This is a genomic window from Desulfovibrio sp., from assembly GCA_016208105.1.
GTDB lineage: Bacteria > Desulfobacterota > Desulfovibrionia > Desulfovibrionales > Desulfovibrionaceae > Fundidesulfovibrio.
In genome coordinates this window covers 1-20,850 of the sequence record JACQYS010000008.1, presented here as the reverse complement: position 1 = coordinate 20,850, position 20,850 = coordinate 1, and the positions used below count along the sequence as shown (strand labels likewise).

The following is a 20,850-nucleotide window of genomic DNA, read 5'->3' as shown; positions in this document are numbered from 1 at the left end:
CTGTAAGGGACCGCCCCAACCGGAGGAATGATGACAGCCTATTGCCTCCACATGGAACAACTTCCGCCGCTCATGGCCTGGTGGCGGAAGGAATATGACGTGTACGTCCCGGTGGCCGCCGAAGGAGGCCATTACGACTTCGCTCCGTGGCGCGAAGGCACGGAGATCGCCTTCGATTACGACCTGGCCTACAACACTCTCAAACGCTATTTTCTCCCTCCAAGCGAAGATCTCCTCACCTTCGATCTGGCCAGTTACGAGGCCCAGGCGGTCTTTGAAGACCCCAAGCAGATCCTCTTCGGGGTCCACCCCTACGATGTTCGCGCCGTGAACCAGCTCGACCAGCTCATGGAGGCCGGTGCCCCGGACCGCAACTACATGGCCCGGCGCGAGGCTACCGTGGTCATGGCCATGGAGCCCCAACGGGTTGCGGACACCGCCTTCTGGTCCACCATCGGCGCGGATGTGGTCAGCCACGGCTACGACCTTCACTTCACCCGCATAAGCCCGGCCAACTTCATGGTGGAAGTGGGGTCGGTCAAAGGCGAGGAACTCCTGCTGGCCCGCGGCCCTCTCCCTGCCGCCACGGCCGGTGACAGGGAGGCGGCCCGCAAGGCCCACCAGAAGGTCATGGATCTCTCCCGGTCCAACCGTTTGAACTTCGATTGGCGTCACACCCCGAAGCTTATGGAAAAGGGGTGGAACGCAGGCGTTTGGCGGGAAAAAGCGGAACTGTGCCTGGCCTGCGGTTCCTGCAACGTGGTCTGCCCCACCTGCTACTGCTTCAACGTCTCCGAGGAAGCGGACGAAACCCTCAAGACGGGCAGGCGTTTCCGCGAATGGGACGGCTGCATGCTGGTGAACTTCGCCACCGTGGCCGGAGGCCATAACTTCAGGACAAAGGCTTTGGAGCGGTACCGCCACCGCTACATGCGAAAAGGCAAATACATAAGCGACAAGATCGGTGAATTGGGTTGCGTAGGCTGCGGCCGCTGCGTGAGAGCCTGCACGGCCCGTATCGCCAACCCCCGCGAAGTTTTCAACGCACTCTGGGAGGACCAGGCCAATGCTGACTAAGCCCAAATCCTTTTCCCCCTATGTGCCAAAGCCCGCCACACTGGTTGGGAAGTCCAAACTCTCGGACTTCGTCACCCTCTTCACCTTCGCCTTCGACGACGGGCGCATCCTGGCCCACAGGCCGGGCCAGTTCATCATGCTCTCCATCTTCGGCGTGGGCGAGGCCCCCTTCTCGGTCAGTTCCCCCCCCACTAAACAGTCCGGCAACTTCGAGCTGGCCGTTCGCCGCACCGGAACCCTCACCGAGGCCCTGCACCGTCTGGAGGTTGGAGCCAAGGTGGGCGTGCGCGGGCCATACGGCTCGTTCTTTCCCATTCAGAAGTTCGTTGGCCAGGACACCCTGTTTATCGCGGGCGGGCTCGGCTACATCCCGCTTCGCAGCCTTTTGCACTACCAGCTGCGCCACCGCGACGAGTTCGGGCGGATCGTGGTTCTTATCGGCACCAGGAACCCCAAGGAACGCATCTTCGTGGACCAACTGGCCGAGATTTCGGCCCGTGGGGACGTGGAAGTGCTTGAAACCGTGGATCAGCCGGACCCGGCCTGGACCGGGAACGTGGGCGTCATCACCACACTTCTGCCCAAGGTGGAGATGGACCCGTCCCAGACGTACGTGGCCATGGTGGGCCCGCCCATCATGTACCGCTTCGTCATTTCCGAATGCCGCGACATGGGCATCAGGGGCGAGCGCATCTACGTGTCGCTGGAACGCAAGATGAAGTGCGGCCTGGGCAAGTGCGGTCACTGCCAGATAAACGGCCTGTCCACCTGCGTGGACGGCCCAGTGTTCGCCTACACCGACATCGAGACCCTTGAAGAGGCCATCTAGGAGGTCCCATGGCAGCCAAGCCCAAAATCGCCTTTTTCGATTTCGCGGGTTGCGAGGGAGACCAGCTCCAGGTGGCCAACCTGGAAGAAAAGCTCCTGGACATCCTCGAACATGTCGAGGTGGTCAGCTTCCGCGAGGTCCACACCGGTCATTCGGACAATTACGACATCGCCTTCGTCGAAGGGTCCATCACCAGGCCCCAGGACGAGGCCAGGCTCAAGGAGATACGCGCCAATGCCAAGGTGCTCGTGGCCCTTGGGGCCTGCGCCACCATCGGCGGGGTCAACTGCATCAAGAACTTCCTGGGGCGCGACGTGTATTCCGAGAACGTCTACGGCACCCGGGCCCGCTGGTATCCCACCTACGAAGCCAGGCCCTTGAAGGCCGTGGTCAAGGTGGACGTGGAGATCCACGGCTGCCCCATAGACAGGGGTGAGTTCGCACGCATCGTCAAGGAGATGCTCTTAGGCCGCGTGCCCTGGCTGCCCGACTACCCGGTGTGCGTCGAGTGCAAGAAGGCCGGCAACGTCTGCCGCTACCATCTGGGGCGCATGTGCCTGGGCATCATCACCCGGGCCGGATGTAACGCCTGCTGCGTCACCGAAGGAGCCCAGTGCTGGGGATGCCGGGGGCTGGCCCCGTCAGCCAACCTGGACGCCGCCCGCGAGGTCATGGACCAGCACGGGTTCGACCGCAAGCACGTGCAGGACCTGATGCGCTTCTTCCTGGGCGACACCAGCGCGCCGCTGTAGGAATAATTCTGGGGGGAGACCTTTTGTGAACAAAAGGTCTCCCCCCAGGCCCCCCGTCCAAAAAACTTCAATGGGGGGGCGTGAACGGAAGTCAGGCGGCCAGGCCGCCACGAGGTATACGACATGGCGAAGACTCAGAAAGTAAAGCAGGAGAGCAAGGCCGCTCCTGTTCCGGGCGGGCCGAAGCGGGTGAATGTCCATCATCTCACCAGGGTGGAAGGTCACGGAAACATTGTCGCGGAGATAGACGAGTCGGGTAAAGTGACGTCTTGCCGCTGGGAAGTCCCTGAGGCGCCACGGTTTTTTGAGGCCATGGTCCTGGGCAAGAGCTTCGAGGACATCCACCACATCACCTCGCGAATCTGCGGCATCTGCTCCATAGGCCATCAGTTGGCCAGCCTTCAGGCCACGGAGGACGCCCTGGGCGTCCAGGTCTCGGAACAGACGCTTATTCTTCGCAAGCTGGCCCTGCACGCCGAAAATCTGCAGAGCCACCTTCTGCACATAGGCTATCTGGCATTGCCCGATTTCGTTGGCGCGCCGTCGGTCATCCCTTTGGCCGCAACCCATAGGAAGGAACTGCTGACGCTCATAGGCGCCAGACGCGTGGCCAACGACTTCTCCGCCCAGATCTGCGGACGCACCACGCATCCGCAGCGGTTCGTCCCCGGGGGGATGGCCAAGGTCCCCACCGCCCCGGAGCTGGCAAAGCTGCGCCAATCCCTTGAAGAAACTCGGCCCAAGCTGGATGCGGTGGTGGATCTCTTGGCCGCCGTGCTTGACAAGGTGCCGGCTTTTGCCAGGCCCACGGAATATGTGGCCCTGATTTCCCCCACCGAATACGCCCTGTATTGGGGGCAAGTGGGCTCCAGCAAGGCCCAGCCGCGCCCGGCCCAGCTCTACCTGAACGTGACAAAGGAGTACCTGATCCCGACCTCCACGGCCAAATGGTGCCGGGGAGCGGAGGACACCTACATGGTGGGTGCCCTGGCCCGCTTCAACGTCAATTCCCAGATGCTTTCCCCCAGAGCCAAGGAAGCCGCACGCAAGCTGAAATTGAAGGCTCCCTGCCACAACCCCTACATGATCACCATCGCCCAGATGGTGGAATGCGTGCACTCCGTGGACGATTCCATAAGCCTTATCGACAAGCTGCTCACCCGGGGCGTGCGCGACGAACCCAGGCCGCAGATCAAACCAGTGGCGGGCAAGGGGGTGGGGGCCGTGGAAGTGCCGCGCGGCATCTTGTTCCACGCCTACGAATACGACGACCGGGGGCGCGTGGTGCACGCGGACTGCGTTATCCCCACCAACCAGAACCACGCCAACATCCAGCGCGACATGGAGGCCCTGACTCCGGGGCTGGCCAAGCTCTCAGAGGCGGACATCGAGCTCAAGCTGTCCATGCTGGTGCGTGCGTACGACCCGTGCATCTCGTGCTCCACGCATCTTATCGACGTGGCTGGCGAGCGGCCTGGGCCGTTCGTCACGTTTGTGCGTGTGTAAGAGCCGATACCGGAACGTTTACGGTTCAAGCGGTTCATCCGTGCCGAGGTGAGTTCGATACACGCGGAACCATCACATTGTTCCAGTGTGAACGCGGGCAAGCTCACTTGACTGATCCGGCGAGGGGAGGGCATCCTCCCCTCGCCGTATGGATTTCATCTTCCTACTTCCTTTCATCGCCTTCGCCCTGGACATGGCCCTGGGCGATCCTCAGGGCTGGCCGCATCCGGTCCGGCTGATCGGTCGCGCCCTGGACCGTCTGGAAAAGTATTCCCACTCTCTTTTTCCCCCCAGCGAGGGGGACCGGGGGAAATCATTTCCCCCGGCGGGTGCAGGGCGGAGCCCTGCAAAGGACGCCCTCGCCTCCCAGCTCAACAAGTCAGCCGAGACCCGAACCAGCCTCCAGGTCCGGCGGATTTCGATGCAAAAGCGCCTCTTCGGGCTTTTTGCGGTCATACTTCTCAGTTTTGGCGCCTACTTTGCGGTGTTGCTCCTGACCAGACTTCCGATCATCGGCTGGCTATTCTCCCTCTATTTCGCCTACGCTGGCCTGGCCTTGGGCCAACTCCTGCGCGAGGCCAGGAACGTATCGCACCTCATTGAATCAGGGCAGCTGGACGAGGCCCGCCGTCAGCTCTCCTTTTTGGTCAGCCGGGACACGTCCGTTCTGGACGAACCCGGCCTGTGGCGCACCCTGGCCGAAACCGTGAGCGAGAACTTCTGCGACGCCTTCGTGGCGCCGCTTACGTATCTCTTTCTTGGCGGTCCCCAACTGTTGTGGTTCTATAAAAGCGTAAGCACCATGGACTCCATGTGGGGATATAAAACCGAACGCTTTGTCGATTTGGGTTGGGCGGGGGCACGCACGGACGATGTGCTGGCCTTTATTCCGGCAAGGCTGTCCGCTTATGCGCTGATAGTGTCCGGCTTCGTTTTAAGGCTGCCCGCTGGCAAGGCGTTACTGAAGTTCAAACAGGATGCGCGGACCATGTCGAGCCCCAACGCGGGCTGGCCCATGGCCGCCGCAGCCTGGCTGTGCGGGGCATCCATGGGTGGTCCTGCTGTCTACTTTGGAACCTCTGTTGAAAAACCGTTGTTGGGCCCTGCGGGTTCACAATGGGATATATTTCGCTTTAAAACGCTGCTCAGGATGATCTTTGTCGCCGGAATTGGTATGGTTTTATCATTTCAAGCACTGTTATCGACTCTCGCGTGCGCCTTTTCGTGAAATCCTACCTATGGGCGCTTGACGTTTTTCACACGAAGCCCGAAATAAAAGCCGTGAAGTATTTTCAAGGAGGGCGAGACTTATGGCACTGGAAGGCACCGTAAAGTGGTTCAGCGACAAGAAGGGGTACGGTTTCATCACCCGCGATGGCGAGGATGATATCTTCGTCCACTATTCCTCCATCCAGGGCGAGGGCTTCCGCACCTTGCGCGAAGGAGAGAAAGTCGTTTTCGATGCCGTGACGGGCGAACGCGGCATGAAAGCCACCAACGTGATCAAAACTGCCTAACTGTCTTACAAACAGTCAGAAGAACCCCGCCGGATCAGGTCCGGCGGGGTTCTTTTTTTTGTTTCGGCTCCGAGAGGGTGGGAATGCGATTTCTATTGTGTCTTCAACATATAAATCTCCGGATACGAAAAAGGGGCCGATCCGAGAGGACCGGCCCCGGGAAGGGCGGATGTGCTATGGGGTTTAGCCGGCCAGCTCCTCGCTGCGCTTCTTGGCGGCCAACACAGCATCCACGATGGCCGCGCGCACTGCCTGGCGGTCCATATGCGTGAGCGCCGCGATGGTGGTTCCGGCCGGCGAGGTGACCATCTCCCGCAAGAGGCTCACATGGGTCAGGCTCTCCTTGGCCAGCTTGACCGACCCCTGAAACAGCTCGGCCACGATGTCCGTGGCCTGAGGCCGGGCAAGTCCGGCGTGGACAGCCGCCTCGATCACAGCTTCCATGAAGTAGAAGACATAAGCCGGGCCGCTGCCGGCCACGGCCGTGAAGGCGTCGAAGGCTTTTTCCTCAAGAACATGCACGCTCCCCACCGAGGAGAGAATCCTGGGGATCATGTCCTTCTGTCCCTGGTTCAACTGGGGGTCGTCCAGACACACGGCCGAGACGCCGCTGCCAACCAGGGCCGGGGTGTTGGGCATGACCCGCACTACCGGGCATACGCCGCCGCTCCACTGGGCAAGCTGGGCCTGTGTGACTCCGGCCGCGATGGAGATGATGCACTTGTTTGGATCAAGCGCGGCTTGAACCTCGGCCAGCACCGTCTTCATCTGCTGGGGCTTCACGCACATGACCACATAGTCGGCCTGGGAAACGGCTTCCTTGATGGTGGACACCGCTGAAAGCGAGCACTGTGCGCACAGGACGTTCAGCTTCTCCCTGTCCAGGTCGAAGCCCACCAGACGAATGGAACCCTCGCCCGCAAGGCCCTTTATGAGGGCCGCACCCATGTTGCCCGTGCCGATGAAAGAGACGGTGGCTGTCATTGGTTGTTATCCCACAAGTTCCATGGCGTTGAAGAAGTATGAAATCTCGAAGGCCGCGGTTTCGGGGGCATCGGAGCCGTGCACGGAATTCTCCTGCTTGGATACCGCGTACACCTTGCGGATGGTGCCGTCGGCGGCCTGGGAGGGGTCGGTTGCGCCCATGAGGTCGCGGTAGCGCTTGATGGCGTCGTCGCCGGCCAGAACCACGGCCACGATGGGTCCGGAGGCCATGTACTCGGTCAGCTCGCCGAAGAAGGGGCGCTCCTGGTGCACATGGTAGAAGCCTTCGGCCAGGCGCTTGTCGAGCTTGATCATCTTCATGGCCACGACCTTGAGCCCGGCCTTCTCGATCATGTAGAGCACGCCGCCCACGAGGTTGCGTTTCACGGCATCAGGCTTGATGAGGCAGAGAGTGAGTTCCATCGGAGACCTTCCTTGGTTGCTGGTTGGTAATCCAATCGCTTCTGAATGAAAAGCGTCCCGCGCCCACCGCGGTCTGCTCATCCGGCGCCCCGCCGGATCCGGAGTACCGTCTCGGGGAATGCCAGTCCCGAAACAGCCACGGATTACGCCAGAAGCATTTTATCCGAGGAAAACGCTTCCCCCTGAAGACTGAAGAAGCGCTCTAACAGATCCTCAACGCTGAAACGGCTTTTCTCTTCGCCCTCGATATCCAATATCACCTGTCCCTGGTGCATCATGACCAGGCGGTTGCCCAGCTTGAGGGCGTGGTTCATGTTGTGGGTCACCATCAGGGTGGTGAGTTTTTGCGTCTCCACCATGCTGGTGGTCAGTTCCAGCACGTGCCCGGCCGTCTTCGGGTCCAGGGCGGCCGTGTGCTCGTCAAGCAACAGGATTTCAGGGCGGACCATGGTGGCCATGACCATGGTCATGGACTGGCGCTGTCCGCCGGAGAGAAGCCCGGCTTTATCCTTGAGGCGGTCCTCCAGGCCAAGCCCGATATGCGAGAGAAGTTCGCGGAAACGTTCCCGGTCGCGGGCTCTCACCCCTGGCGACAAGCCCCGCCGCTTGCCGCGCCGGTCGGCCAGGGCCATGTTCTCCTCGATGGAAAGCGACGCCGCCGAGCCCATGAGCGGGTCCTGGAACACCCGGCCAATGAACCTGGCCCGCTTGTATTCGGGCCAGGAGGTGATGTCCTGGCTTCCAAGGGTGATGCGCCCCGTGTCCGGCAGGAAGGAGCCCGCAATGCAGTTGAGCGTTGTGGACTTGCCCGCGCCGTTGGACCCAATGACGGTTATGAAGTCCCCCTGGCGGATGTCAAGGTCGATGCCGTTTAAGGCCATGACCTCGTTGACGCTGCCTCTATGGAAGCATTTGGTGATTCCGGAGAGCGTAAGCATCAGGCGGCCGCCTTCCAGAACCGTGAACCCTTGAGCTTGGGCGCGGTAAGGGCGGCCACGACGATCAAGGCCGTGATGAGGTTCAAGTCGCTTGGCGCGAAAGAGAAACTCCCCATCTTGAACGACAGGGCCAGGGCGATGGCCAGTCGGTAGACCACGGAACCGGTGACCGCGGCCAGGATCATCTTGGTGATGCTGCCCTTGCCGAGCAGGGTCTCGCCGATGATCACCGAGGCCAGCCCGGCCACTATGGTGCCGACGCCCATGTTCACATCGGCCGATCCCTGGTTCTGGGCCACCAGGGCGCCGCACAGGGCCACCAGGGCGTTGGAAAGCCCCACGCCCAGAACAATCATGCTTCCGGTGTTAACGCCAAGGGCGGTGATCATGCGCGGGTTGTCGCCGGTGGCCAGCATGGCCTGGCCAAGCTGGGTGCGGGTGAACCAGATGAGGGTGGCGGCGGCAAGAATGGTGATGAGGGCGAACAGGGCGGGGGCGGCCATCCAGGAAGGTAGGCCGAGCGTGGCCAGGGAGTCCAGCACTGTGGTTTTGCCCAGGAGCGTGAAGTTGGGTTTGCCCATGATGCGGATGTTGATGGAGTAGAGCGCGATCATGGTAAGAATTGAGGAGAGCAGATGAAGGATCTTGAGCCGGGTGTTCAGAATCCCTGTGACCGCCCCTGCCAGGAATCCGGCCAGTGTGGCGGGTATGAGCGACAGGTAGGGGTTCAGCCCCGCGCCAATGCACACCGAGGAGACGGCAGCTCCCAAAGGCAGGGACCCGTCCACGGTGAGATCGGGGAAGTCCAGGATGCGGAAGGTGAGGTACACCCCCAGCACCATGAGACCGAAGACGAAGCCCTGTTCGAGCGCTCCGATGAAGGCGTAAAAGGACATATTGGTGATGGCTCCGGATATTGGCCAAGTGGCCGCGAAACCCCGGACGTTTGCCCCGAAAAGAGTGGTTTGTAAAGGCGTTCAGGCCCTGAGGGCGAAGCTAGGACGGCAAACAGAATTCCCAAGTCCGGAAACGACTTGGATTTATGAAATTTCGCAAAGCAAAATGAATTGATCGCTGCCATCAGCGATCTGCGCACACTGGAACCCATCCGTGAAAAAAAAGGGGATGAGACGTACGCCCCACCCCCCGAGATATACTGCGGTCAAGGATGCTACTCGAATTTTTTTACGGCCTTCTTGACCACGTCCTCAGGCACGGTAACGCCCTGGGCCTTGGCGGCCTTCAGGTTCAAGTGCACGTCCAGGTTGGTGAGGGACTCGACGGGCATGGCACCGGGTTTGGTCCCGTCCAGGATTTTCTTGGCCATGGCCGCGGTCTGCTTGCCCATGGCGTAGTAGTCCAGGGCCAAGGCGGCGATGGAGCCCTTGGCCACGGATTCGTTGTCCGAGGAGAACAGGGGCAGCTTGTTCTCCTCGCAGATCTTCACCAGGGATTCGAAGGCCGAAACCACGGTGTTGTCCAGGGGGATGTACACCGCATCACAGGCCCCCACCAAGCTCTTGGCTGCCTGGAACACGCCTCCGGAGTTGGAAACGGTGGCTTCCACCACGCTCATGCCGAGCTTGGCCCCCGCGGCTTTCACGGCATTGACCTGGCTCACGGAGTTGGCTTCGCCGGCGTTGTAGACGATGCCGATCTTGGCAGCCTTGGGCAGGATCGTTTTAATCAGTTCGAGCTGCTTGGCCACGGGGGGCATGTCGGTCATGCCGGTCAAGTTGCCGCCCGGAGCGTCCATGCTCTTGACCAGGCCGGCGCCCACAGGGTCGGACACGGCGGTGAACAGCACGGGGATGTCCTTGATCTTCTGGGCGCTTACCTGTGCGCCCGGAGTGGCGATGGCCAGAACCAGATGGGGCTTTTCGTCCAGCATCTGGCCTGCGATCTGAACGTTGGTGGCGGCGTTGCCCTGGGCGATGTGCACGTTGAACTTGGCGTCCACGCCCAGCTCCTTGAGGCCGTCCATGAAGCCCTTGCGGGTGTTGTCTAGGGCCGGGTGCTCGACGATCTGGGTGATGGAGACCACCTTCTGTTGGGCCAGAGCGGATGTGGCGGCCAGAGCAAGCGCCACTACAGCGAATAGAGCAGTAAGTCGTTTCATATCAAGTCCTTATGGGGTTGTTGCGGCGGAGAGTCAAAAACGAGGCGTTCCTAGCACGCCCGGAAGCGATGATCAATCGGTCTTTAACAGTGCGGAGAGGGGAACCAGCCGGACGGCCTTGTCCCGGCGGATGCTCCAGACGGCCAAGGCTCCGATGGTCTCGGGATAGGGGTGGCCGATTGCCACGGCCTTGCCCTTGGTTCTGGCTTCCTTCTCGGCCTGGGCCAGCATGAGAAGCGCCGCCTGCTGGCCTCGCTCGTTGTCTAAAAACACGGTCCTGGGAATGGCCGGAACTCCTGCCTTGGCGGCTTCCTTCAGGCCCACGCTCTTGGCAGAGGTGAGCGAATCCAAAAACAAGAGGTTCCTGGATTTGAGCTCGACCATGACAGCGGCCATGAGCACGGGATCCTCGGTGGCCTTGGACCCGGTATGGTTGCTCACTCCGGTTGCGTGCGGCAGCTGGGCCAGGTGCGCGGTGAGAATCCGGGCCACCTCGGGCACTGTCATGCCGGACTTCAATGTGCCTGGGGATTCGGGGGAATTGCCGTAAGCACCCATGGGCTGGTGGAGGATAACCTCCATCCCCGCCTTGGCTGCCATGGCGTCCACCTCTTTTGTGTAAGTCAAATTAGGAAGGATGGAGAAGGTTACGGGGAGGCCCAGGTCCAGAAGTTCCTTGGCCTGGTCCGGGGAGCCGCCCAGGTCGTCGATGACGATGGTCAGGCGCGGACCACCCGGCTTGGCTTCGGAGATTTGCGGCGAAACGGGAGGGACCACTGGTGTCTGGGCCGGGGCCTGAGCCTGGTCCGAAACAGGGGGAGCGGCAGGAGCCTGGGCTGGGGCTTGCGCCTTGCCTTGGGTTTGCGTCTGGGGCTGGGCTTTTTCCGCCTGCTTCTGGGGCAGGTAGAAGAAGGCGTAGCCGAAAAACAGGATTATGGCGGCAAGGGCCACGCCCGCGAAGAAAACGAGCGCGGCCGGGGTTGGCGTCCGGCCGCGCTTTTTACTCGCGGGACGCCGCCGGGGTTTGCCGGGGCGTTTTTGTGCCATGCTAGTTCGCTGCGGAGCTCACAGGTGCGTACTTGAGCAACTCCAGGGCCAGCTTCAGCTGGTTGTCGCGCTCCATGAGATCCTTGATCTTCTGTTTGGGGTCGGTTCCGTCAGGCTTCTTCTTGCGGCTGACGTTGTCCAGGTGACGGGTCAGATCCCGCTCGCGCACCTGGTGACCCTGGGCGAAGAGGTCCTTTTCCTTGTCGGTGTCCTGCAGGGGCACCTTGAAGTCGGGCTCCACGCCTTCGGCCTGGATGGAGCGGCCACTGGGGGTGTAGTAGAGGGCCGTGGTGAGCTTGATGCCCGAGCCGTCGTTTAGAGGAATGACGGTCTGCACGGAACCCTTGCCGAAGGTCTTGTCGCCCACCAGCAGGGCGCGCTTGTTGTCCTGGAGCGCGCCGGCAACGATCTCGGACGCGGAGGCGGAACCCGCGTTTATAACCACGGTGACCGGTACCGAGGGCTCGGAGCCGTCCTTCTTGGAGTCGAAGTCCTTGCGCTGCTCGTCTTTCTTGCCCTTGATGGTGACGATGCGGCCCTTGGCGAGGAAGTAGTCGGAGACGCTCACGGCCTGGTCGAGCAGTCCGCCGGGGTTGTTGCGAAGGTCTAGGATTATCCCCTTGAGCGCGCTGGACTTGGTGTAGGAGTTCACCGCGTCTTTTAATTCGTTGGTGGTGTTCTCGTTGAAGCGGGTGATGCGCACCAGCAGGTAGCCGGGCTCAACCTCGGAGCTCTTGACCGAGATGATGGGTATGGCGTCGCGTACGATGCGCAGCTTCTCGGGCTTGTTGCTGCCCTTGTGCACGATGGTCAGGTTGACGGGCTTGCCCTTGGGCCCCCGGATGCGCTGCACCGCGTCCATGAGCGACATGTCCTGGGTGGACTGGCCTTCGATTTCCAGGATCGCGTCTCCGGCTTTGAGTCCGGCCTTGTCGGCCGGGGTGTCGTCAATGGGGGAGATAACTGTGATGCGGCCTCCCTCAACGGAAATCTCGATGCCGATGCCCGAGAATTCGCCGGAGGTGCTCACCTGCATCTCCTTGAAGTCTTCTTTGCTGAGGAAGCTGGAGTGGGCGTCGAGCTGCTGGAGCATGCCCACGATGGCTCCGTCGATGAGCTCTTGGCGGGTCACGTTCTTGACGTAGTTGGTTTCCACCAGTTCGAGCACCTGGCTGAAACGTTTCAGGGGGCCGAAACGGTCCTCCTGGGCAATGGCCAATCCGGCTGTGAGGAGCAGGATGACCAGGAGCACAGCCAGCCCGGTCTTTACTTTGCGGGACATATATTCGCCTCCAGCGAAAAGCCGGCCGCATGGGCCGGATGCGTCAGAAAACCTTTTGCCCAGGCGGTTTCTCAACCGGCCGGGAACCATCGGCTGGGGTTAATTGGTTTTAGGCCAAAACGCAATTCAAAATACATGCCGGAAACCGTCCCTGGCTGGAGTTTTCCAACGGTTCCGAGCATCTCGCCCCGGGCCAGTTCCTGCCCGGCCTTCACCGACGAGGACGAGAGGTGTGAATACACGGTGAGGGCTCCACCGCCGTGGGACAAGACCACCACCGTGCCAAGCCCTTTCAATTCTCCGGCATAGGCCACGCGGCCCCAATGCACGGCCGACACCTTGGCACCGGCGGCCGTTGTTATCCCGATGCCGTTCACCGGCGGTAGACCGTCCGGGGCAAACACCGCGGATATGGTGCCGGTGGCTGGCCAGGGCAGGGCGCCTCGAGCTGTTTCCAGAGGCTTGTCCAGCGTGGAGACCGGGGAGATGTCCGCCAGGGACGCCTGTTCGAGGATATGTTCAAGTCGCTGTGCTGGCGCGGGCTTCTCGCGCCGAAGCGCCGTCAACTCACGCAGGAGTTTCAGACGCTCAGCCAGCAGGGCGTCTTTGATGGCCTCGGTCTGCGCGGCCTGGGTATCAATCTCAGGCCTTAGCCTGGCCTCTTTGGCCAGGTTGGCGGCCAGGGCGCTGTTTTTAGTCCCCACGCGGCCGGCTTCCTCGCGGGCCAGGCCGTATACGGCCCCGAGCCAGTTGAGGTTGCGGTCCGATTCGTCCCAGGCCACGTCGGAAGCTTCCAGCACGCCCGAGAGCCGGACCTCCATCTCCCAGAGCTTTGGGAGCATGGCCTTGAGCCTCCCGGTCAGCACCGAGAGCTCGTCCTCGATTCCCTGGCGCTCCCGCACGAGCCGGCCCCGCTCCCCGGTCAGAACGGCCAGGCGGGTGGTCTGGGGCCGCAACTTGACCTCCAGGAAGCGGATGTTGGCCAGAATCCTTCCAAGCTCGGGCCGCGCGGCCATTTCCGTAGCCGTGGGGTCCAGGGCATAGGGCGCTCCGGCCCGGGCCGCACCAGCCAGGAAGAGAAGAATCAGGAAAGAAACGGTCCCAAAGGGCATTCTTCGCACAGCGGTTTCCGGGTTTTGCAGAAGCGGTTGCCCACGCGCACCAACTGGGCGTGGAAGTCGTTGTACAGGGCTGGATCGGGGTCCAGCACGTCCATGAAAAACTCTCGCAGTTCGTCGTAATGGGCGTCCTCGGGAACCAGACCGTGCCGGGAGAGGATGCGCCTGGTGTATGCGTCCACCACGAAGCTTGGCATGCCAAGGGCGTAGCACAAAATGGAATCCGCCGTTTCAGGCCCCACCCCGGAAACGCCCAGGAGTTCCTCGCGCACGGCGCCCATGTCGCGCTTGGACAAGAGGCCCAGATCGAAGCCGCAGCTCTCGCGCAGATATTCAAGGAGGCTGCGCAGCCGTTTGGCCTTGAGCCTGAAATACCCGGCCGGGCGTATCAGCTCCTCGATTTTCTCCTGGGGCAGGGCGAAGAGCGTCTGCGGGTCCAGGCCTCCGGCCGCGTCCAGGTTGGCGATGGCCTTTCCCACGCCCGTCCAGGCGGTGTTCTGGGTAAGAACCGCGCCCACACACACCTCGAAGGGCGTGCGCGCTGGCCACCAGTGCCTGTGACCCAGGGCCCCGAGCATGGCCTGGTAATACTCCAAGAGCTGTTCACGCCGGCGCATGCGCCCACACTAGCCGGGCGCGCTGGCCGGGGCAAGCCTTGGCGCGTTGCAAAATAACGGGCCTCGTGTATCTACGAGTCAGCAAATCACTTTTCAAGGAGACGATCCTATGACACGTACCCGTCTGGCCGTTACAGCCCTGGCCCTGGTCTTTACTGTCTCCCTTGCCGGCCTGGCCCTGGCCCAGGACGCCTCGCAGACAGTGATGTCCACATGCACCAAATGCCACAACGCCAAGCGCATCTGTTCCACTCTTGGAGTGAAGGACAAGGCCGCCTGGGATGTCTCCGTGACCAGGATGATAAAGAACGGCGCCCAACTGCCTGAAAAGGACAAACCAGCCGTTGTGGAGTGGCTCGCCGCCCAGAAGGCCGGGGCAAAGCCGGTGTGCGAGTAGAATGGCCGCTGTTTTCGTCTACGTCACCGCCAAGGACCGGACCGAGGCTCTGGCAATCGGCCGGACCCTGGTGGAAGAGAGGCTGGTGGCCTGCGTGAACGTCCTGGACAACGTGCGTTCCCTCTACTGGTGGGAGGGCAAGGTTCAGGAGGAGGACGAGGCCCTGTTCGTGGCCAAGACCCGTTCCGAGCTGATGGAGAAGGTCGTGGCGCGGGTGAAGGAGTTGCACTCCTATCAGGTGCCCTGTGTCGTGGCCTTGCCGGTGGCGGCCGGCAACCCGGATTTTCTGGACTGGATAACCGCCGAGACCGGTCCGCAAGCGTAAGGAGCCTCGATGCGCATCCTCGTCTTCGGGTCCATGGCCTACGATAGGATCATGACCTTTCCCGGCAAGTTCGCCGACCACATCCTGCCCGACAAACTGCACATCCTCTCGGTGTGCTTCGTGCTGGAAGGTTTGACCGAAAAGTTCGGCGGCACTGCCGGTAACATCGCCTATTCCCTGAGCCTTTTAGGCGACAGCCCCACCATCGTTGCCTCTGTGGGCAAGGATTTTGAGCCCTACGCCGCCTGGCTTACCAAGCACGGGCTCACCCTGCAGGGCATTAGGAACGTTCCCGAGGAATTGACCGCCGGGGCCTACATCACCACGGACCAGACCGACAATCAGATAACCGCCTTCAACCCCGGAGCCATGAAGGTCCAGGCCGGGTTCCCGGTTGATGGCTTCGATCCCGCGACCACGTTAGGCATCGTCGCCCCCGGCTGCCTGGCGGACATGAAGCACTACAGCGCCAAGTTCAAGGAGCTGGGCATCCCCTTTTTCTTCGACCCCGGCCAGAACATCACCGCGTTTTCCGGCGAGGAACTGGCCGAGATGCTCACCGGGGCCAGCTATCTGATCACCAACGACTACGAGCTCCAGCTGATCATGAATGCCACCGGGCTCTCCAAAGAGGCCATACTGCACCGGGTGGGCACGCTCATCACCACCCTGGGCGAGGAAGGCTGCGTGATCAATGAGAAGGGCGCCGAGACCGCTGTCCCGGCGGCCAGGATTACAGGCGTGAAAGACCCCACCGGCGCGGGTGACTCATTCCGGGCGGGTCTGTTGCGGGGGCTGGCCCTGGGCAAACCGCTGCCCGTGGCCGCCAGGATGGGAGCCGTTGCCGCGGCCTATTGCGTGGAGCAGCACGGGACCCAGGAACACACCTTCACCGAGAAAGAGTTCCGGGCGCGCTACGAGGAGAACTTCGGGCCGCTCTCATAGCCGGGCAGGGGGCGGCAGCGCCCCCTCTCGCGTTGCCGCTGCTTCAGGACGCGGGGAGGCGCAGCAGGGAAGTGCGCCGCCTTCTTGCGAGGTTGCAGCCCCGGGAAACCGGTCTAAGACAGGCTTATTAAGATCGCCCCAGCCACCAGGGAGGACTCCATGCGCACAGGCACGGAAGAGAAAACCCCGCTTTCGGTAAGCTCCGAAAAGATCCAGGCCTACCTGCGCCAGGTGTTCGGGGATTCGGCAAAGCTCTCCTGGCTTGGCGAAATCGGCCAGAACGGCCTGCAGGGCATGAAGGAATTCGGCTACGGCAAGCCGCTGCGCATCGAGTTCTCCGTGAACGGGCGCCTGCGGTCCGCCGTTCTGTCCATCATGCGCGGCGACAAGTACGGCCACCAGTTCTACTGGGACCGGGCCGCCATCCTCATGTTCCAGCACGAGACCGCAGGGCGTATGCCCAAACATGCCAAGCCCATGGGCCTTGGCTATTTCGACGTGCGCGACAAGATGACAGGGGTTCTGGAGCCCAAGGAGTTCTTCATCTTAAACGAGCTGGTGGACGGGGACGACTACTACAAGGATCTCGAGCGCATAGGCAAAGAAGGCGCCACGCAGGACGACATCGCCCTGGTCCGGGATTTTGCGGGCTGGCTGGCCGAGATCCACGCGCAGAAGGCCGACGACCCGGACCTGTACCTGCGCAGAATCCGCAACCTGATAGGTGCCTCGGAGTGCATCTTCGGCCTGGTGGACGCCTATCCTTACCCCTACGACAAGTTTTTGCCGGAGCGCTTTCAGGCTCTGGAAAAGCGCGTTGTCGACTGGCGCTGGAAGCTGCGCAAGTACACGCACCGCTTGAGCGTGGTTCATGGCGACTTCCACCCATGGAACACCCTGGTGCGAAAAGATGATGATGGCAAATGGGATTTCTCCGTGCTGGACCGCAGCCGGGGCGAGTTCGGCGAACCGGCGGACGACGTGTCCACCATGAGCCTCAATTTCGTGCTGTTCGCGCTCTACGGCCAGACGGACAAGCCAAGGCTTTCAGGAGATTTCGAGAGGCTCTACATCGCTTTCTGGGAAGAGTATCTCTCGCGCACTGGCGATGAGGAAATTTTAGAGGTCATCGCGCCCTTCTACGTGTTCCGTGGGCTGGTGATCGCCTCTCCCCAGTGGTACCCGCACCACCCCGAGCCGGTGCGGGCCGGGCTTTTGCGCTTTCTGGAAAGGGTGCTGGAGGACGAGCGCTTCGACTGGCGGGGGATTAATAAGTATTTGGAGTAGAGGGTGGGTGAAGGAACCGGGCTCCGCCCGGACCCGGCAGGACGCTGCCCTGCACCCGCCAAAGGAACGTCGTTCCTTTGGAATCCTGTATGGCTTCGCTCTCATGAGCGTTAGGACGGTTCTGGCATGATGGGCATGGGCAACGCTGCAATGGCCGAGGAGGATGACCCGCGGGAAGCGCGTCTCGGAGCAGCTCTGTGGTTCACGGGGCTTCCAGGCTCGGGCAAATCAACCCTGGCCAGGGCAGTGCTTGAGGAACTGAAGACGCGTGGCCTGGATGTGACGCTCCTGCAAATGGATTCAAGGCGCAAGCACTACACGCCGAGGCCCCTCTACACTGCCAGGGAGCGCGCCGAAGCCTACCGGCTGTTCGCCGAAGAGGCGGCCGTGTTGGTCGAGCAGGGCATGGTGGTGCTCATGGACGGCTCCGGCCCGGAGGTGGCCATGCGCCGCACGGCCAGGGAGCTGATTCCCCGTTTCGCCGAGGTTCACCTGCGCTGCCCTGTGGCCACGGCCATGAAGCGCGAGACCGCACGCCCCGAAGGTGCGGTCATGGCCGGGTTGTACGCCAAGGCCATGAAGCGCAAGGCCACGGGCCAGAAGTTCGAGGGACTGGGCTTAGTGATCGGTGTGGACGTGCCCTTCGAGGAGGACCCGGGCGCAGAACTGGTGCTCGACGCCTCCTCCTTGAGTACGGACGCCATGCGCGACAAGGTTCTGGAACGGTTCGCTGTCTGGCTGGGTCCGTCTCTGAACGCATAGGGAAACAACGGGTCGGACGTTTTCCCACGGCCTCACCCACGCCTTCCCAAGGTACTTCAGCGAGCCCCCTTTGACCGCGCCCCGTCCATGCATTATCATGCCAAAATGAAGTTTCATGTCCTCACGTTCGGCTGCCAGATGAACGCCGCCGATTCCGGCTGGCTGGGCCGCAGCCTGACCCGCATGGGCTGGGAGGAAACTCCCGAAGACGAGGCCCAGGTCTACATCGTCAACACCTGCTCCGTGCGCGAAAAACCCGAGCAGAAGGTCTACAGCCTTCTGGGCAGGCTCTCGGCGCACCTCGACCGCGACCCGGACATGTTCTGCGCCGTGGGCGGGTGCGTGGCCCAGCAGATGGGAACGAAGCTCTGGAACCGGTTCCCCTTCGTGCGCCTGGTCTTCGGCACGGACGGCATATCCCAGGCCCCCCAGGCTCTTGCCAGGCTGGCTGGTCATCCCAAACTCAGGCTCTCGCTGTTGGATTTCACGGAAGACTACGTGGAGCGCGACCCGGCTCTCCCTGGAGCCGCGTCCTCCCCGCTGGCCTTTGTGAACATCATGCAGGGGTGCGACAACTTCTGCACCTACTGCATCGTGCCCTATGTGCGGGGCCGGCAGAAGTCCCGGGCCAGCTCGGCCGTCCTGGACGAATGCGCGTCGCTGGCCGCGTCCGGGGTCAAGGACATCACTCTTTTGGGCCAGAACGTGAACAGCTACGGTCTGGATTCCGGCGGGGACGGCGTTACTTTCCCGCAGCTTCTGCGCCAGGTGGCGTCCATCCCCGGGGTGGAGCGTCTGCGCTTCACAACCTCGCACCCGAAGGACCTGGCAGAGGAGGTCATCGCCGCCTTCGGCGAGCTCCCCAACCTGTGCCCGAGCCTGCATCTGCCCGTGCAGTCCGGCTCGGACGCTGTGCTTAATCGCATGGGAAGAAAATACACCAGCGCACAGTACATGGCCAAGGTGGAGGCCCTGCGCCGGGCCAGGCCCGATATTTCCCTTTCCACGGATTTTATCGTCGGATTTCCGGGTGAGACGGAAGAGGACTTCCGGGCCACCATGGATCTCATCCGTGCGGCAAAGTTCGAGGGTTCCTTCTCGTTTATCTATTGCGACCGCCCAGGCGTGGCCTCGGTCAAGATGGAACCCAAGGTGCCGGACGACATAAAATCCTGGCGGCTGGGAGAGCTTCAGACCTTGCAAAATGCCCAGCAGCAGGACATGCTGAATGACCTGACCGGGACCGTGGCCATGGTGTTGGTGGAAGGGCCCGGAAAGAAGCGTGATTCGGAGATTTCGGCCTGGCGTGGCCGCGACGAGGCCGGGCGGGCAGTGAACTTTTCGGCTCCGCGCGAGCCCGACCTTTTCGGAAAAATTGTTCCCGTGTTGATCACTCAGGCCAAGAAGCACTCACTGTGGGGGGAGGCGCAACCATGATCGAGATGAAAGTGTTCGGCCTTGCCCTGGACGAGGACACCCAGGCCCCGGTGCTCATCCTCAAGGACCTTGAGGACAAGACCACCCTGCCCATATGGATCGGGGCCATGGAGGCCATGGCCATATCGCTCACCTTAAACGACGTGAAACTGCCACGGCCCATGACCCACGACCTGCTCCTCTCCACCATCCGGCGGATGGGCGGCGAGGTGCGCACCGTGTCCATCACGGAGCTGCGCGACGGAACCTTCTTCGCTGAGATAGCGGTGGAAGGGGTTGGGAAAAACTTGGCGATCGATTCGCGCCCGTCGGACGCGGTGGCCTTGGCCCTGCGCGCCAAGGCGTCCATATTGGTTGATCCCAAGGTGATCGAGGCCCTGTCCGAAGCTAAGCCCAAGCCCGGTAACGCCGAGGGCGAGGACAAGTGGGCGGACATTCTGGAGAGCTACAACCCCGAAGACACCAAATACAAGATGTAGAGCCATGATAGACCTGCACACCCACACCACGTTCTCGGACGGAGAACTGATTCCCGCGGAATTGGTCCGGCGCGCGGCCATTGCCGGGTACAAGGGGCTGGCCATCACCGACCACGCCGACCCTTCCAACATGTACCACATCATCGAGAACCTCCGCCGCTTCGCGGACGAGACCGGCCCCTACCTGGACTGCAATTTGGCCGTGGGAGTGGAGCTGACCCACTGCCCGCCGCCGCTCATCCCGGGGCTCATCGTGGAGGCTCGCCGGTCCGGGGCCATGGTGGTTGTTGTGCACGGGGAGACCATCGTGGAGCCTGTGGCCAGGGGCACCAACCTGGCGGCCATCGAGGGTGGGGCGGACGTGCTGGCCCACCCGGGGCTGATTACCGAGGAGGAGGTCAAGCTGGCCGCCGAAAAAGGTGTGCATCTTGAGATAACCACCCGCAAGGGCCACAGCCTGACCAACGGGCATGTGGCTGCCCTGGCCCGGAAGTTCAAGGCCAAGCTGGTGATAGACAACGACGCCCATGCGCCTGGCGACCTGGTGTCGCAGGACATGCGGCGTATGGCTGCGTTGGGAGCCGGCCTCACTTCCCAAGAGATCCAGAAAGCCGAGAAGAATGCGGAAGAAATTTTCCAGAAGTTTTTTTTGAAGAAAAAATAGGCTGACCCGAAGGGGCGGTCCATATCTCGAATCGGTTTGACGCCGCCCATGTAAGCGTGTCCGTGAAAACGCTCTTCTCCTCCTTCCTTGGGGTCCTGCTGCTGGTCACCTGCCTTTTGCTCAAGGATTAGCTTCCCTTCCCCTTCGATCACAGCTGAAGTGTGATGAACTCCAATCGCTCTCCGATCACCTCTTGCTTTTTTATTCGTGGCTATCCCCTTAACTCCGCATAGGTGACAGGGGTGGCACTGGAGCAGGCCCTCAAGAGGCGGTCGAAGCCCTGCCCAGGCCAGAAACGGCGGTTGAATCGGTAGCAGAATTCATCGAGGTATTTTTGAAGATGCT

The 20,850-nt window shown here is 61.8% G+C and carries 23 protein-coding genes; 14 read left to right on the top strand and 9 right to left on the bottom strand.

Translation table 11 applies throughout. The annotated features are described in order from the left end of the window. Positions 1-30 precede the first annotated feature (30 nt). The 6 genes from HY795_03045 to HY795_03020 all read left to right on the top strand — a co-directional run bounded on the left by HY795_03045 (position 31) and on the right by HY795_03020 (position 5,681). Positions 31-1,077 (top strand): 4Fe-4S dicluster domain-containing protein, encoded by a 1,047-nt coding sequence (locus tag HY795_03045; protein ID MBI4804190.1) that lies wholly within the window; start codon positions 31-33, stop codon positions 1,075-1,077. Further along, positions 1,067-1,906: an FAD/NAD(P)-binding protein gene (locus HY795_03040; GenBank protein MBI4804189.1), complete on the top strand. Its 840-nt coding sequence runs from the start codon at positions 1,067-1,069 to the stop codon at positions 1,904-1,906. Before HY795_03045 ends, HY795_03040 begins: the two co-directional genes overlap by 11 nt. Positions 1,907-1,914: 8 nt before the next feature. Then, positions 1,915-2,658 carry an NADH:ubiquinone oxidoreductase gene (locus tag HY795_03035; protein MBI4804188.1) on the top strand — a complete coding sequence of 248 codons (744 nt, stop codon included), beginning with the start codon at positions 1,915-1,917 and terminating at the stop codon, positions 2,656-2,658. Positions 2,659-2,781: 123 nt separating this feature from the next. Beyond that, positions 2,782-4,164 carry a Ni/Fe hydrogenase subunit alpha gene (locus HY795_03030; protein ID MBI4804187.1) on the top strand — a complete coding sequence of 461 codons (1,383 nt, stop codon included), beginning with the start codon at positions 2,782-2,784 and terminating at the stop codon, positions 4,162-4,164. A 148-nt stretch (positions 4,165-4,312) separates the two neighbouring features. Next, entirely contained in the window at positions 4,313-5,392 is a 1,080-nt protein-coding gene (locus HY795_03025) for a cobalamin biosynthesis protein (protein ID MBI4804186.1), read from the top strand. Positions 5,393-5,474: 82 nt separating this feature from the next. Continuing rightward, positions 5,475-5,681: a cold shock domain-containing protein gene (locus tag HY795_03020; GenBank protein ID MBI4804185.1), complete on the top strand. Its 207-nt coding sequence runs from the start codon at positions 5,475-5,477 to the stop codon at positions 5,679-5,681. 183 nt (positions 5,682-5,864) lie between these two features. On the opposite strand, the gene proC is transcribed toward HY795_03020, so the two are convergent. From proC to HY795_02975, 9 genes are all read right to left on the bottom strand, one after another. Continuing rightward, on the bottom strand, positions 5,865-6,665 hold the full coding sequence (gene proC, locus HY795_03015) for a pyrroline-5-carboxylate reductase (GenBank protein ID MBI4804184.1): 801 nt from the start codon (positions 6,663-6,665) through the stop codon (positions 5,865-5,867). A 6-nt stretch (positions 6,666-6,671) separates the two neighbouring features. Then, on the bottom strand, positions 6,672-7,088 hold the full coding sequence (gene ndk, locus HY795_03010; GenBank protein MBI4804183.1) for a nucleoside-diphosphate kinase: 417 nt from the start codon (positions 7,086-7,088) through the stop codon (positions 6,672-6,674). A gap of 143 nt (positions 7,089-7,231) precedes the next feature. Then, complete coding sequence (locus HY795_03005) at positions 7,232-8,026, bottom strand: ABC transporter ATP-binding protein (protein MBI4804182.1); 795 nt, start codon at positions 8,024-8,026, stop codon at positions 7,232-7,234. After that, positions 8,026-8,922, bottom strand: a complete 897-nt coding sequence (locus tag HY795_03000) for an ABC transporter permease (protein MBI4804181.1) — start codon at positions 8,920-8,922, stop codon at positions 8,026-8,028. The genes HY795_03005 and HY795_03000 overlap by 1 nt, the downstream gene beginning before the upstream one ends. Before the next feature lie 275 nt (positions 8,923-9,197). After that, positions 9,198-10,145, bottom strand: a complete 948-nt coding sequence (locus HY795_02995) for an ABC transporter substrate-binding protein (GenBank protein ID MBI4804180.1) — start codon at positions 10,143-10,145, stop codon at positions 9,198-9,200. Positions 10,146-10,217: 72 nt separating this feature from the next. Beyond that, positions 10,218-11,192, bottom strand: a complete 975-nt coding sequence (locus HY795_02990) for a divergent polysaccharide deacetylase family protein (protein MBI4804179.1) — start codon at positions 11,190-11,192, stop codon at positions 10,218-10,220. Between the two features lies 1 nt (position 11,193). Continuing rightward, positions 11,194-12,474, bottom strand: coding sequence for a S41 family peptidase (locus HY795_02985; protein ID MBI4804178.1), 1,281 nt, complete (start codon positions 12,472-12,474; stop codon positions 11,194-11,196). A 71-nt stretch (positions 12,475-12,545) separates the two neighbouring features. Continuing rightward, on the bottom strand, positions 12,546-13,586 hold the full coding sequence (locus tag HY795_02980; GenBank protein ID MBI4804177.1) for a peptidoglycan DD-metalloendopeptidase family protein: 1,041 nt from the start codon (positions 13,584-13,586) through the stop codon (positions 12,546-12,548). Continuing rightward, positions 13,559-14,209 (bottom strand): endonuclease III domain-containing protein, encoded by a 651-nt coding sequence (locus HY795_02975; GenBank protein ID MBI4804176.1) that lies wholly within the window; start codon positions 14,207-14,209, stop codon positions 13,559-13,561. Before HY795_02975 ends, HY795_02980 begins: the two co-directional genes overlap by 28 nt. A gap of 109 nt (positions 14,210-14,318) precedes the next feature. On the opposite strand from HY795_02975, the gene HY795_02970 reads away from it, so the two are divergent. The 8 genes from HY795_02970 (at position 14,319) to HY795_02935 (ending at position 20,505) form a co-directional block, all read left to right on the top strand. Continuing rightward, the gene (locus HY795_02970; protein MBI4804175.1) at positions 14,319-14,606 is read left to right on the top strand and encodes a hypothetical protein; all 288 of its coding nucleotides are present in this window, start codon (positions 14,319-14,321) and stop codon (positions 14,604-14,606) included. 1 nt (position 14,607) lies between these two features. Beyond that, a complete protein-coding gene (locus HY795_02965) occupies positions 14,608-14,931 on the top strand; it encodes a divalent-cation tolerance protein CutA (GenBank protein ID MBI4804174.1) in 324 nt (107 codons plus the stop codon). Positions 14,932-14,940: 9 nt separating this feature from the next. Further along, positions 14,941-15,876: a carbohydrate kinase family protein gene (locus HY795_02960; protein MBI4804173.1), complete on the top strand. Its 936-nt coding sequence runs from the start codon at positions 14,941-14,943 to the stop codon at positions 15,874-15,876. A 159-nt stretch (positions 15,877-16,035) separates the two neighbouring features. Then, on the top strand, positions 16,036-17,163 hold the full coding sequence (locus HY795_02955; protein MBI4804172.1) for a phosphotransferase: 1,128 nt from the start codon (positions 16,036-16,038) through the stop codon (positions 17,161-17,163). A 150-nt stretch (positions 17,164-17,313) separates the two neighbouring features. Continuing rightward, positions 17,314-17,925 carry an adenylyl-sulfate kinase gene (locus HY795_02950; GenBank protein ID MBI4804171.1) on the top strand — a complete coding sequence of 204 codons (612 nt, stop codon included), beginning with the start codon at positions 17,314-17,316 and terminating at the stop codon, positions 17,923-17,925. 105 nt (positions 17,926-18,030) lie between these two features. After that, a complete protein-coding gene (gene miaB / locus HY795_02945) occupies positions 18,031-19,362 on the top strand; it encodes a tRNA (N6-isopentenyl adenosine(37)-C2)-methylthiotransferase MiaB (protein MBI4804170.1) in 1,332 nt (443 codons plus the stop codon). Continuing rightward, a complete protein-coding gene (locus HY795_02940; GenBank protein MBI4804169.1) occupies positions 19,359-19,841 on the top strand; it encodes a bifunctional nuclease family protein in 483 nt (160 codons plus the stop codon). Before miaB ends, HY795_02940 begins: the two co-directional genes overlap by 4 nt. Positions 19,842-19,845: 4 nt before the next feature. Further along, positions 19,846-20,505 (top strand): histidinol phosphate phosphatase domain-containing protein, encoded by a 660-nt coding sequence (locus HY795_02935; GenBank protein ID MBI4804168.1) that lies wholly within the window; start codon positions 19,846-19,848, stop codon positions 20,503-20,505. The last annotated feature ends 345 nt before the right edge of the window (positions 20,506-20,850 follow it).

What these genes read in the sequence shown, in the direction of transcription:
- HY795_02955 (MBI4804172.1), top strand. Translation starts at nt 16,036, where the DNA reads ATGCGCACAGGCACGGAAGAGAAAACCCCGCTTTCGGTAAGCTCCGAA.
- HY795_03030 (MBI4804187.1), top strand. Translation starts at nt 2,782, where the DNA reads ATGGCGAAGACTCAGAAAGTAAAGCAGGAGAGCAAGGCCGCTCCTGTT.
- HY795_02935 (MBI4804168.1), top strand. Translation starts at nt 19,846, where the DNA reads ATGATAGACCTGCACACCCACACCACGTTCTCGGACGGAGAACTGATT.
- HY795_02975 (MBI4804176.1), bottom strand. Translation starts at nt 14,209, where the DNA reads ATGCGCCGGCGTGAACAGCTCTTGGAGTATTACCAGGCCATGCTCGGG.
- HY795_02970 (MBI4804175.1), top strand. Translation starts at nt 14,319, where the DNA reads ATGACACGTACCCGTCTGGCCGTTACAGCCCTGGCCCTGGTCTTTACT.
- HY795_02980 (MBI4804177.1), bottom strand. Translation starts at nt 13,586, where the DNA reads ATGCCCTTTGGGACCGTTTCTTTCCTGATTCTTCTCTTCCTGGCTGGT.
- HY795_02950 (MBI4804171.1), top strand. Translation starts at nt 17,314, where the DNA reads ATGGCCGAGGAGGATGACCCGCGGGAAGCGCGTCTCGGAGCAGCTCTG.
- HY795_03035 (MBI4804188.1), top strand. Translation starts at nt 1,915, where the DNA reads ATGGCAGCCAAGCCCAAAATCGCCTTTTTCGATTTCGCGGGTTGCGAG.
- HY795_03005 (MBI4804182.1), bottom strand. Translation starts at nt 8,026, where the DNA reads ATGCTTACGCTCTCCGGAATCACCAAATGCTTCCATAGAGGCAGCGTC.
- proC (MBI4804184.1), bottom strand. Translation starts at nt 6,665, where the DNA reads ATGACAGCCACCGTCTCTTTCATCGGCACGGGCAACATGGGTGCGGCC.
- HY795_02940 (MBI4804169.1), top strand. Translation starts at nt 19,359, where the DNA reads ATGATCGAGATGAAAGTGTTCGGCCTTGCCCTGGACGAGGACACCCAG.
- HY795_02990 (MBI4804179.1), bottom strand. Translation starts at nt 11,192, where the DNA reads ATGGCACAAAAACGCCCCGGCAAACCCCGGCGGCGTCCCGCGAGTAAA.
- HY795_03000 (MBI4804181.1), bottom strand. Translation starts at nt 8,922, where the DNA reads ATGTCCTTTTACGCCTTCATCGGAGCGCTCGAACAGGGCTTCGTCTTC.
- HY795_02985 (MBI4804178.1), bottom strand. Translation starts at nt 12,474, where the DNA reads ATGTCCCGCAAAGTAAAGACCGGGCTGGCTGTGCTCCTGGTCATCCTG.
- HY795_02960 (MBI4804173.1), top strand. Translation starts at nt 14,941, where the DNA reads ATGCGCATCCTCGTCTTCGGGTCCATGGCCTACGATAGGATCATGACC.
- HY795_03045 (MBI4804190.1), top strand. Translation starts at nt 31, where the DNA reads ATGACAGCCTATTGCCTCCACATGGAACAACTTCCGCCGCTCATGGCC.
- miaB (MBI4804170.1), top strand. Translation starts at nt 18,031, where the DNA reads ATGAAGTTTCATGTCCTCACGTTCGGCTGCCAGATGAACGCCGCCGAT.
- HY795_03020 (MBI4804185.1), top strand. Translation starts at nt 5,475, where the DNA reads ATGGCACTGGAAGGCACCGTAAAGTGGTTCAGCGACAAGAAGGGGTAC.
- HY795_03025 (MBI4804186.1), top strand. Translation starts at nt 4,313, where the DNA reads ATGGATTTCATCTTCCTACTTCCTTTCATCGCCTTCGCCCTGGACATG.
- HY795_03040 (MBI4804189.1), top strand. Translation starts at nt 1,067, where the DNA reads ATGCTGACTAAGCCCAAATCCTTTTCCCCCTATGTGCCAAAGCCCGCC.
- ndk (MBI4804183.1), bottom strand. Translation starts at nt 7,088, where the DNA reads ATGGAACTCACTCTCTGCCTCATCAAGCCTGATGCCGTGAAACGCAAC.
- HY795_02995 (MBI4804180.1), bottom strand. Translation starts at nt 10,145, where the DNA reads ATGAAACGACTTACTGCTCTATTCGCTGTAGTGGCGCTTGCTCTGGCC.
- HY795_02965 (MBI4804174.1), top strand. Translation starts at nt 14,608, where the DNA reads ATGGCCGCTGTTTTCGTCTACGTCACCGCCAAGGACCGGACCGAGGCT.